Genomic DNA, 11,223 nt, shown 5'->3' on the forward strand with positions numbered 1-11,223 from the left:
TGCAAACCGATAACAGTAGCACCGGGCGGCGACCGGTCTCATCTTATTGTTTGCGCTTTCCAGCAGCGGACCTGCGCGCCATTCGCTTGTGCCTCCAGCGGCTGCGGCCGTTCGCAGCCCTGGCTGGCGTAAGGACAGCGTTCCCGAAAGTAGCAGCCCGTCGGCAGCCGGCGGTTACCCGGTAGTTCGGTATTGCGCACACCTTCGCCTAATGGCGAACCGATGCGTGGTACCGACTCCATCAATAGCCGGGTATAAGGATGCGCGGGATTATCCAGTACCTGCCGGGCCTCCCCCATCTCAACGATTTGCCCGAGATACATCACCGCCACCCGATCGCTCATATGGCGTATCACCGAGACGTTATGCGAAATCAGCACGTAGGTGAGATTCTGCCGCTGCTGCAGTTCGACCAGCAGATTAAGGATCTGCGCCTGCACCGAGATATCCAGCGCCGAAGTCGGCTCATCGAGCACGATTATCTCCGGCTGTGACGAGAGCGCGCGGGCGATGGCGATACGCTGGCGCTGGCCGCCGGAAAAAGCGTGCGGCAGCCGATCGAGATATTCGCTACGGATCCCCACCTGTAGCGCCAGCTGCTCGGCGAGATCGCGACGCGCCTTTTCAGGCATGCGCGATTGGATCCACACCGGTTCGGTGATGGTGCGCCAGACCGGTAGCCGCGGATCCAGCGATGAGAGCGGATCCTGAAACACCATTTGCATGCGTCCGCTCTGGTTTTCGCCGCGAGCCGGCGCGCGGGTGAAGTGGCCGGAAGAGGGCTTTAACATGCCCATCAGTAGCTTCGCCAGGGTGCTTTTTCCACAGCCGGATTCGCCAACGATCCCTAAGGTTTCGCCGCGCCTGGCTGTCATATCCAGACCATTTAGCGCATAGACGCGTTCGATGACTTTCCCGCGCCAGTTTTTCTGCGCGGCAAAGGTCAGGTGCACATCATTGAGGGTTAATAGCGTCTCAGACATGGGCGTTCTCCCGTTGCGGGTACCAGCAGGCAGCCTGTCTATCGGCGGCGCTACCATGAGCCTGCAGCGTGGGGGTGATACCGCAGGCTTCACCCGCGGCGAAGCAGCGTTCGCGGAAGGCGCAGCCGGCAGGAAGACGCGCCAGATTGGGCACGGTGCCGGGAATAGAACGTAGCGGCGCGCGCGGTTCGCCATTATCGGGGGCGCTGTTTAACAGGCCGATAGAGTAGGGATGCTGCGGCTGCTGCAGCACTTCCCCGGTGTTGCCGCTTTCAATGACCGCGCCGGCGTACATGACGTACAGCCGATCGCACACCTGAGAGACCACCGCCATATCGTGGCTGATAAACAGCACGGCGGCACCGGTCGCCTGGGCCTTTTGCTTTAACAGGCGCAGCACCTGACGCTGCACGGTGACGTCCAGCGCGGTGGTTGGTTCGTCGGCAATCAGCAGGTCGGGCTCGCAAGAAAAGGCGATAGCGATCATCACCCGCTGGCGCATGCCGCCGGAGAGTTCGAAGGGATAGCGCTTGAGCACGCTTTGCGGATCGGCAATTTGCATATCCGCCAGCAGTTCGACGGCGCGTGCGCGCGCCTCACGCATCGACATGGGACGGTGCTGGCGAATGACGTCTACCATCTGCTTACCGATGCGTCGGGTAGGGTTTAGCGCGGTCATCGGCTCCTGAAAAATCATCGCGACCTTACTGCCGCGAATATCGCGCAGCGTTTTTTCCGTCAGGTTGAGCATATCGTGACCCATCAGGGTGATAGCGCCACTATGAATCTGATAGCTACCGGCGGGGAGCAGACGCATCGCCAGCATCGCGGTCACCGATTTACCGGAACCCGACTCGCCCACCACGCCGACGATTTCACCGCGATCGATGTGCAGCGAGATATTATTCAGCACGTTGACCTGGCCCTGATAGACCGGGAAACTCAGGCGAACGTTATCGATAGTTAAGACCCGATTTTCCATTAGTTGCGCCCTCCGGCCTTGGGATCCAGCAGATCCTGAATGCCATCGCCAAACAGGTTAAAGCCGACGGCGGTGATCAGGATCGCCGCGCCGGGGAAGGCGCAGTACCACCACTGATCGAGCACGTAGTTGCGGCCGTTAGCGACCATCGCGCCCCACTCCGCAGTGGGCTGCTGGGCGCCGAGGCCAATAAAACCGAGCGTGGCGGCCATCAGGATCGCGCTGCCGATATCCAGCGAGGCCTGCACCACCAGCGGCGGCAGGGCGTTACGCAGAATATGCCAGCTGATCAGATGCCAGCGCGAGGCGCCAAACGTCACCGAGGCCTCGACGAAAGTATGCTGACGCACGACCAGCGTCTGGCCGCGGGCCAGCCGCACGTAAAATGGAATACGCACGATGGCGATCGCCAGCATCGCGTTGAAAAGGCTCGGACCTAACGCCGCCGCCAGCGCCATGGTCAGCACCAGAGACGGAATCGACAGCATAATGTCCATCAGACGCATAATCAGCGCGTCGCTGCGCCCGCCAAGCACCCCGGAGAGACAGCCCAGCAGCGAGCCGCTGATCCCGGCGATCAATACCACCGCCAGCCCGGCGGCTACCGACTGCTGGCTGCCGATCAGCACGCGGCTGAACAGATCGCGGCCGACCTCGTCGGTACCAAACCAGTGATCGAACGACGGCGCCTGCAGACGCGCGGCAAGGTTGATAGCGTTAGGATCGTGCGGCGTCAGCCACGGCGAGAAGATCATTAAAAACAGCATGAGCAGCATGATCGCCGCGCCAATTAGCGTTAGAGGACTTTGGCGGATCAACCACCAACGACGCTTCCAGTGGCCGCTTTTTTCAGCCTTTGGCCGTGGAAGCGGTTGTTCCTGAGTCATCATCACTTAGCTTTCTCCCCGACCCATGCGCGGGTCGATCCATAAATAGAGCAGGTCGACTACCAGATTGACCAGTACGTAAGCAAAGGAGACCACGATGGCGAAGCCCATCACGGCGGGGAAATCGAGCGCCTGAATCGAAGACACCACGTAAGCGCCCATTCCAGGCCAGGCGAAAACCGTTTCAGTGAGCACCGCGCCGTACAGCAGATCGCCCAGCGCCAGCCCGAGTACGGTGATGGAGGGAATCAGCGCGTTGGGTAGCGCATAGCGCACCACAATGGTGAATTTCGGCAGGCCGCTGGCTAACGCGGTCCGAATGTAATCCTCATTGAGCTGCTCGAGCATCGCCGAGCGGATCTGCCGGGCGACGATGCCAAGATGAACGAAGGCAAGGGTGGCCGCCGGCAAAATGAGGTGCTGCAGGGCATTGAAGAAGACCTCGATATTGCCTTCCAGCAGTGAATCCAGCAGATAAAAACCGCTGACACGGGTGGGCGGATCGAACCAGTCATCGAGCCTGCCGCTGCCGGGTAGCCAATCGAGCTTGCCGTAAAACAAGACGATTACCCCGAGACCGAGCCAGAATGCCGGAGTCGAGATGCCGGTCAGCGCCATCAGGCGCACCAGGTGATCGGTCCAGCGATTGCGGTAAACCGCCGACAGCACGCCGAGCGGGATGCCGACCAGTAGGGCAATCAGCAGCGCGCAAAAGGCCAGCTCCAGCGTCGCCGGGAAGAAGGTTTTTAAATCTTCCAGTACCGGGCGGCCGGTGCGAATCGAGGTGCCGAGATCGCCGTGGAGCAGGGCGTCAACGTAGCGGGCAAACTGCTGCCATAGCGGTAAATCCAGCCCCAGCTGCTGGCGAATATGGCGGACGATTTCATCGCTGGCGCGATCGCCCGCCAGCAGCCGCGCCGGGTCGCCGGGAATCAGGTGCGAAATAATAAACGTAATCACGCAGACGCCGGCGACGACTAAAATCAGCCCCCAACAGCGCTGTCGTATTAAACCCCAGAAACTCATGATGGCGCTCCTCGGCCGGGCCTGCGACGGCCCGACCAGACAAGATGGAGAGACGGCCCGCTACTTGTGCATGTCGGCGATATTGTAAATCTGCTCAAGCATCGGGTTGAAAACGAAGCCTTTCACCTCTTTGTTCATGGCGACCTGATAGTTTTTCTGGAACAGGTAGACGTAGGCGGCGTCATCAATGACGGTCTTTTGCGCCTGCTGATAATCTTTGGTTCGCGCCGCCTGATCGGTGGTGGCGACCGCCTGTTTCAATAACGCATCAACCTGCGGGTTGTCGTAGAATGCGCGGTTTCCCGGCAGCCCTTTTTTGTCCGACTCGAACCAGTAGTTCATAAACATATAGGGGTCGGCGAAGTCCGGGCTCCAGTTACCGATAGCGATGTCGTAATCACCTTTACCCACGCGCTCGCGCATGGTGGCGTTGGCCAGTTTCTCCAGCTTGACCTGGATACCCAGCGCCTGCAGGTTGGCCTGAGTGGAGAGCGCAATCGGCTCCCAGTTCGGATCGTTATCGGAGTAGAGGAACGTCAGCGTTTTCGGCTTATCCGCCACCTTATCCAGCGCCGCTTTGGCTTTGTCGGGATCTAATGAATACTGCATGGCGCTGGCGTCGTAGCCCCACATGCCATCGGGGATCGGCCCGCGCATCTGCTTACCGTTACCGCCAAGAATGCCGTCGACCATGCCTTTATAGTCCGTTGCCCACGACACCGCGCGGCGCAGATCCGCCTGGTTCATCGGCGCTTTGCTGTTGTTGAGATACAGGTAGGTGACGCGCAGCGCCGGGTAGTCGTAGACCGCGACCTTGTCCTCTTTCTTCAACGCCGCAAACTGATCGACCGGCAGGGCGTCGGCGATATCCAAATCGCCCTTGGTCAACTGCAGACGACGGGCGGCGCTTTCGCCGATGATTTTCACCGTGACGCGCTTAAAGGCCGGCTTGTTGCCGCTGAAGTGCGGGTTGGGCACCAGCACCAACTGTTGCCCTTTCTGCCAGCGCTGCAGGCTATACGCGCCGGAGCCCGCGGTGTGCTCGGCCAGATAGGCGCGGGCGTCATCGGCGGCGTTGGCTTTCAGCACCGCCGGGTTAATGATGGAGGCGCCGTCATTGGCGAGCGTATGCAGGAACGGCGCGAAAGATTCCGGCAGCGTGAAGCGAACGGTGGCCGGATCGACGGCATCCACCTTCAGCCCGCTGGGAAACGCCTCCGATGGCCCCTGTTTAATGCGCATTAGCCGTTCGAAAGAGAGTTTGACCGCCTCTGCCGTCACCGGCGAGCCGTCGTCAAACTGCGCGCCTTTGCGCAGAGTGAAGGTCCAGGTTTTGCCGTCGTCGGAGGCCTGCCAGTTTTCGGCGAGATCGCCTTCGACATCGGTTGAACCTTTGCCATTATCGGTTTTGTATTTGACCAGTCGCTGATAGGCCGGGTAGGTCACCGTCCAGTCGTTGTTATCGATGGTGACGGCCGGGTCGAGCGTTTGCGGGTCGGCGGCTTTGCCTATCACCAGCATATCTTTCGGCACCGCGGCAAAGGCGGAGGGGACAGCGGCGCAGAGCGCGGCGGCTAACAGTAACGGGCGAAAACCTACGGATGCTGGGCGAGTCATGTTCATGGTGAAACTCCGTCAATCTGAGCGGGGGAGAAACAGGCGAAAACATCATCGAGTAGCGGATAACCGGCCGCGTCCGGTAGTTCGAAGTGCCACCATTCCGTGGTAATACCTTTAAATCCGCCGCCGAACATAATGGCGTTCAGCAACAGGCGATTGCGCTGGGCCTCCTGCGCTACCGCCGGGTGGTAGGGATGCGAGCGATCGTCCATTTCGTCAAAGGCGGTGCCCATGTCGAGTAGGTTGTTGTGGTCATCGAGTAGCGTTACGTCGATGGCGGTGCCGCGGCTGTGGTTGGAGCCGATATTGGCCGGTACGACATAATCCTGGTTCGGGCAGGCATTCCACAGCAGTTGCTGGGCGCGCTGTGGACGATAGGCGTCAAGCACCAGCAGGCGATAGCCCGCCAGCGCGGCGATGGCGATAGATTTCTCCAGCGCGGCGGCAGCGTCGGGGTGCAGCAGGCAGCGGGCTTCGCGATAAATCGGTTGGCCGGTAATATTATCTGCGGTGGCGTATTTCAGGTCGACACGCAGCGTGGGAAAACGCGCGGCGATATCCACCAGGGAAAGATGGCTCATCGAAAATTTCCTTAACGTTCAAACTGACCAAATTCCTGCTGCAGCGCGCGGTTCGCGGCAAGGCGGCTGGAGAGGCTCGGTCCCAGCCGTTCCACCACCGCGGAGAGCAGCAGATTAAAAAGACAACCGATCGGCGCCAGTGAATCCCAGAAGTGGCCGGTATCGGTTTTCACCTGTAATAAATCAACCGGATAGTCGCGTGCCCATGGGCACCAGATATCGGTGACCAGCGCGGTGGCAACCCCGCGCTCGCAGGCGACCCGGCAAAACTGGCGCGCGGCGACGGAGTAAGCGCGGGTATCGGTCAGCACCACATAGGGGCGCTGGTATTCAGAATTCAATGATTCCAGCCAGCTACCGGAGCTGCCGTCGGCGTAGGTCACGCGCGGGCGCAGGTATTCCAGATGGCTGAAGAACGTGTTGGCGATGCCGCGGGTCGACTGAATGCCAATGATGATAACCGCGTCGGCTTCGGCGATGCGTTGACTGACGCGGGCGAAGATCGGTTCCTGCGCCAGTTGGTAGACATAGCGAATGGCATCCAGCTCCATCTGCAACGACAGGCTGGCGCGATCTGGCTGCGCCTGCTGCTGTGACCAGGAGTCAAGCCGGTCAATCACTCCCCATTGGCGGTAGGGCGTTGAAGCGGGCTCCTTCAGGCTGTGCTTCACGTCATCGAGATTGCGATAGCCCAGCTTGCGCAGATAGCGGCCTACGGTTATCCCGCTGGTGCCGGTGGCCTGCGCAATGCTGTCGGCGGTCTCAAACGGGATATGCTCCCGATGGCTTAACAACCAACTGCCAATACGCTTTTCGCTCGGCGTGAGCTGGCTGAAAGTGGATTCAATAATGTGAAACAAGCCGTTGCTATCGTTCATCTCTGCCCTTAATGATAGTTCGCTCTCATTTAACAGAATTCTGATACTCAATTAACAAAGCACGATGCGTGCCAGCTGTGCCAGAAAGCGCTGTTTCCAGCAATATCGCGAATGTAATGGGGAAGTGTCGGATCTTGAGCGTAGATTTTGGCGATTCATTGCACAAAGAAGGTGCAATGAATCCTGGTTGTGCATCACAAAAATAAAACATATGGTTAACAAAGCGGTTATAAGCCGGAGCGGTAGAGAGATAATTTTGCTTGCCGTCAGAGACAGACAGAGTGATAACCAAAAACCTGATGATTAAAAAAGGATCATGAAATGAAAGTGAAGGCGGTGCTTGCCCTGACGCTATCCCTGGCCGCACTGGCGGGCCATGCGCGTGATATGCAGTCGATTCAACAAAGCGGCGAGTTAAAGGTTGGCGTGCCGGGGGATTATGCGCCGTTGGCGTTTCATAACGGCGCCGGCGAACTTATCGGCTACGACGTCGATATGGCGCACGATCTGGGGAAAACGCTGGGGGTGAAGGTGACGTTTATTATCACCAGCTGGCCAACGCTATCGACTGATTTAAAAGCCGATAAGTTTGATATCGCTATGGGCGGCGTAACGGAGACGGCGGCACGGGCGAAAGATTTCTCCCTGAGCCATCCGGTTGTGGCCAATGGTAAAATCGCCCTGGCGAACTGCAGCGCCGCGCCAGCGCTCGGCAGCCTTGAAAAAATCGACCAGCCGAATGTGAAGGTGATTGTGAACCCCGGCGGCACCAACCAAAGTTTTGTTGATGAGCACATCAAGCATGCGCAGATCATCCGCGTGCAGAACAATGTCGATAATCTGCAGGCGCTGCGGCAAAAAACGGCCGATATGATGGTGACCGACCTGATAGAAGGGGATTACTACCAGAGTAAGGAGCCCGGCGTGTTCTGCGTGGCGAATGAGAAGCCGTTCCCCGGCACCGCCAGCTATAAGGTCTATATGATGAATAAGGATAATCCGGCGCTGCTTGAGAAAGTGAACCAGTGGCTGGATAGCCAGGATAAAAATGTGCTCAAGCGGAAGTGGAAAATTCAGGGGTAATTCATGATTCGCGCAGCCGCCAGAATGCGACATTCTGGCGGCGCAGTGGATTAGCTTTTCTGCCGCGCCTGATAGCGGAAGTAGCAGTAGTAGCCAATCGAGGCGGTCAGACAAAGCATGTAGCCGAACGATTCGCTACCCTCTTCAACGGTGTTTTTCACCACCCGCGCGTAATTTTCATCGAGTACGGCATACCATAAGCCATGCATGCCGAACAGCCGTGAGAAGACCAGAATCGCCAGCAGGCCGCTTATCATCATGCCGTAGTAGGGCGTGCGGGTGTATTGCGCCAGTTGCGACAGCGTTTGACGAGCGTGGCGCAGCGGAGCGATCAGCGCGGCTATCGTCGCTGCCAGCGCGAACCACACCCAGCTACCGTGAGTAATAAGATCAAACAGCGCATCCAGTTCGCGGATCAGCATCGCCAGGAAGAAGCCGCCAACGAGGATATTACAGTAGCGCAGGAGCTCATATTTTTTCGCCAGCAGGAAGTGAATCAGCACGATTATCGTCAGCACGACCTCCTGTACCACCTCGGTAAGCGAAATCTCCGGAATATCGTTGCCAAACACCCGGATATCCACCCATAGACACAGTACCGCAATGGCGGAAGCCGCCGCCGCGCCGAGAAAGAAAAGTAAGCTTCTGATGACAGACATTAACACCACTATTTATATTCAAAACAGTAATGATAAATATCGTGAATGTGACTTCCTGTTCACTTTGTGCGACATCGCGGCGTGTTTTAAACCTTTTGAGCTATTTAGCGCTAAATAGCGCAACTGCAGGTGAGAAAGGGGAGCTTTACTCCCCCCAGACTGCTGACAAAGAAGGAAAAAGCGTGGTTTTTCCTTCTTTGTGGTTATCAGCCGAAAACCAATAAATTGATTTTCCTTGTTATTTGTCTCTTGCAATCTGTAAGTCCAACGGTTGCATGAGGTTTGTCATCAATCTCAGGGGAGCTTTGCTCCCCCTGCTTAGCGGGCAATTCAGACAATATCATCGACTACGCCGCCATCGACCCGCAGCGCGGCGCCGGAGGTGGCGGATGCCTGCGGCGAACAGACGTAGACTACCATATTGGCCACCTCGTCCACCGAGGCTGCACGCTGAATAACGGAAGCGGGGCGCTGCGCCATAACAAACTCTTTCGCCAGTTGTTCCAGCGGCTTACCGGTGCGGGCGACTTCCTCTTTCATCATTTCGGCAAAACCGTCAGAAAGCGTTGGGCCGGGCAGCACGCTGTTTACGGTGACGCCGCTGCCGGCGACGTATTTCGCCAGCCCGCGCGCCAGCGATAGTTGCGCGGTTTTGGTTACGCCGTAGTGGATCATGTCGGCGGGAATATTGCGTGCCGATTCGGAGGAGATAAAGACCACCCGTCCCCAGCCTTTACGCACCATGGCGGGCAACAGCGCGCGTGACAGGCGAACGCCGGACATCACGTTGGTTTGCCAGTAGTTTTCCCAGGTGGCGTCATCGGTGGCGTAAAAATCCTGCGGGCCGTAAATACCGGCGTTATTCACCAGGATATCGACTTCATTCACCGCCTGCAGCAGTTGACTAACCCCGGCGGCGTCACTGAGATCGGCCACCGCGGGATAGGGCCTGAATCCCGGCACCTCCTGTTGCAGCCGCGCCATCGCCGCATTAACGCTATGTTCGCTGCGGCCGTTGATTATCACTTCAGCGCCGCTGGCCGCCAGCCCTTTGGCAATGGCATAACCGATGCCGGCCGTGGATGCCGTCACCAGCGCGACTTTCCCCGATAAATCAATATTCATGGTTGAGCCTTTTTTATGGAATGGAGTAGTAAGCGTAGCAGGTAGGGGATTGCGCTGATGGGGGCGGGGAAGGAAGTTTGAGGGTTGTTGTGTGGTAATATAGAGAATTAACATTATGTTCTAAAAATGAAATGTTTTTAAATATTACTAATGCGGTGACGCGTATTAATTTATATTAATTTTTTTCTGAATGTGCTGCTTTTACGCTATTAATATATAGCTCGGGATGATTACAAGCGCCATTAATCATTCATTTGATGATTTAAATAGGTGAGGGAGTCCTATCTGGCTTTACAATTTTGTTCTACAAGACAGCTGAATCATGTTAGGTTAAATAAAATAGCCACATGCATTAAGGGTTAGTAATGGATATTTATATTGGCAATTATCGTTTCTCAACTTATTTTTCTACTCTGGCCGCAATGGAAGCTAATAGCTTGATGAATACAGCTGTGGCCGTGTCTGCTTTTCATTTAAGCGATGCTCTTACACGTATAAGATTTCAGGAGGAAGTAAAAAACTTTGCGCACCAACAATTACTTTTTATCAAAAGAAGCGCTAGTAATGAAGAATGTCAACATTACATTCGTAATCTTATTGAAGAAAGAAATAATCTTAAAATACAGGACCGCATGTTAAGAACAGGGGAGTCTGTAGTCGCTGCTTCAGTTAAAATATATCAAGAGAATAGAAAGGTGGCCGGCTATATCATCGATGGAATAGGTGTGGTGGTGGCTGGGCTGCAAATGGTTGCTGGAACTGGCGTGTTTGCCACATCGTTGCCAACCGGTAACGTTATAGGAATGCTTGCGGGAGCAACTTTATTTCTCAATGGCGTTTCGTCTGTCGCAGAGGGTGTCCAGAAGCTCTCCGGTTCAGATAATCCTTCGAATCTTATGCGAGATGCTTATGAAAATTCAGCACAATTTCTAGGGTTTGATCGCAAGCTCGGTCTTTTAGCATACCAGTTCGTTGATCTAGCAACATCATACTATGGACTTTTCAAGCTCACGTTAAAACCGGACGTCTGGCGGTTATATCGATATACCGCACCTGATTTCTATCGGAAAGTCTCGGCCATGAGTCGTACAGCCCTTGTAATTAAAGGTACAGGTGCTGGTTGGAAAGGACTACAGATAGGGAATAACATTTATGAAATACAAAATGGTCGAAATTGAATAATTTTCATTTCGAACCCTTAACAAATTTCCAGGCCTTCCATGAGAGGTCTAACGGGATAACGTAATAAATGATAGCTATCCCTATAATCATCGCAGGTATATAGCTTAAACTTACTGCTATGGGATAGAAGATTAGTGCGAAAATAGCTAGCGAAAATAGTAAAGCTAAACAGAGGACTCCCGCGTAAAAACGTTTTCTTAGGTCAGTAATTAATGAC

The 11,223-nt window shown here is 55.8% G+C and carries 11 protein-coding genes; 2 read left to right on the forward strand and 9 right to left on the reverse strand.

Annotated features, from left to right (window positions below; translation table 11 throughout):
* Positions 1–38: 38 nt before the first annotated feature.
* Genes PGR10_RS13565 through PGR10_RS13595 form a run of 7 tightly spaced genes read right to left on the reverse strand, consistent with a single transcriptional unit; the run spans position 39 to position 6,957 of the window.
* Complete coding sequence (locus PGR10_RS13565) at positions 39–983, reverse strand: oligopeptide/dipeptide ABC transporter ATP-binding protein (RefSeq protein ID WP_015370095.1); 945 nt, start codon at positions 981–983, stop codon at positions 39–41.
* On the reverse strand, positions 976–1,965 hold the full coding sequence (locus PGR10_RS13570) for an ABC transporter ATP-binding protein (protein WP_213317219.1): 990 nt from the start codon (positions 1,963–1,965) through the stop codon (positions 976–978). Before PGR10_RS13570 ends, PGR10_RS13565 begins: the two co-directional genes overlap by 8 nt.
* Positions 1,965–2,858, reverse strand: a complete 894-nt coding sequence (gene ddpC, locus PGR10_RS13575; protein WP_430923622.1) for a D,D-dipeptide ABC transporter permease — start codon at positions 2,856–2,858, stop codon at positions 1,965–1,967. Before ddpC ends, PGR10_RS13570 begins: the two co-directional genes overlap by 1 nt.
* Positions 2,859–3,878, reverse strand: a complete 1,020-nt coding sequence (locus tag PGR10_RS13580; RefSeq protein WP_015370098.1) for an ABC transporter permease — start codon at positions 3,876–3,878, stop codon at positions 2,859–2,861.
* Between the two features lie 60 nt (positions 3,879–3,938).
* Positions 3,939–5,501 (reverse strand): ABC transporter substrate-binding protein, encoded by a 1,563-nt coding sequence (locus tag PGR10_RS13585; protein WP_113374610.1) that lies wholly within the window; start codon positions 5,499–5,501, stop codon positions 3,939–3,941.
* Complete coding sequence (gene ddpX / locus PGR10_RS13590; RefSeq protein ID WP_430923623.1) at positions 5,498–6,079, reverse strand: D-alanyl-D-alanine dipeptidase; 582 nt, start codon at positions 6,077–6,079, stop codon at positions 5,498–5,500. Before ddpX ends, PGR10_RS13585 begins: the two co-directional genes overlap by 4 nt.
* Before the next feature lie 11 nt (positions 6,080–6,090).
* Positions 6,091–6,957, reverse strand: a complete 867-nt coding sequence (locus PGR10_RS13595) for a MurR/RpiR family transcriptional regulator (RefSeq protein WP_087858664.1) — start codon at positions 6,955–6,957, stop codon at positions 6,091–6,093.
* Positions 6,958–7,278: 321 nt separating this feature from the next.
* Between PGR10_RS13595 and PGR10_RS13600 the strand changes: the two genes are divergently transcribed.
* Positions 7,279–8,040, forward strand: coding sequence for a transporter substrate-binding domain-containing protein (locus PGR10_RS13600; RefSeq protein ID WP_316424865.1), 762 nt, complete (start codon positions 7,279–7,281; stop codon positions 8,038–8,040).
* 50 nt (positions 8,041–8,090) lie between these two features.
* On the opposite strand, the gene PGR10_RS13605 is transcribed toward PGR10_RS13600, so the two are convergent.
* On the reverse strand, positions 8,091–8,699 hold the full coding sequence (locus PGR10_RS13605) for a transporter (RefSeq protein WP_430923624.1): 609 nt from the start codon (positions 8,697–8,699) through the stop codon (positions 8,091–8,093).
* Between the two features lie 330 nt (positions 8,700–9,029).
* Positions 9,030–9,824: an SDR family NAD(P)-dependent oxidoreductase gene (locus PGR10_RS13610; RefSeq protein ID WP_045395163.1), complete on the reverse strand. Its 795-nt coding sequence runs from the start codon at positions 9,822–9,824 to the stop codon at positions 9,030–9,032.
* A gap of 365 nt (positions 9,825–10,189) precedes the next feature.
* Here PGR10_RS13610 and PGR10_RS13615 point away from each other — a divergent pair, with 365 nt between their 5' ends.
* Complete coding sequence (locus tag PGR10_RS13615) at positions 10,190–11,002, forward strand: DUF4225 domain-containing protein (RefSeq protein ID WP_430923626.1); 813 nt, start codon at positions 10,190–10,192, stop codon at positions 11,000–11,002.
* Positions 11,003–11,223 lie beyond the last annotated feature (221 nt).

This window comes from Klebsiella sp. 141198 (genome assembly GCF_050600785.1).
GTDB lineage: Bacteria > Pseudomonadota > Gammaproteobacteria > Enterobacterales > Enterobacteriaceae > Klebsiella > Klebsiella aerogenes.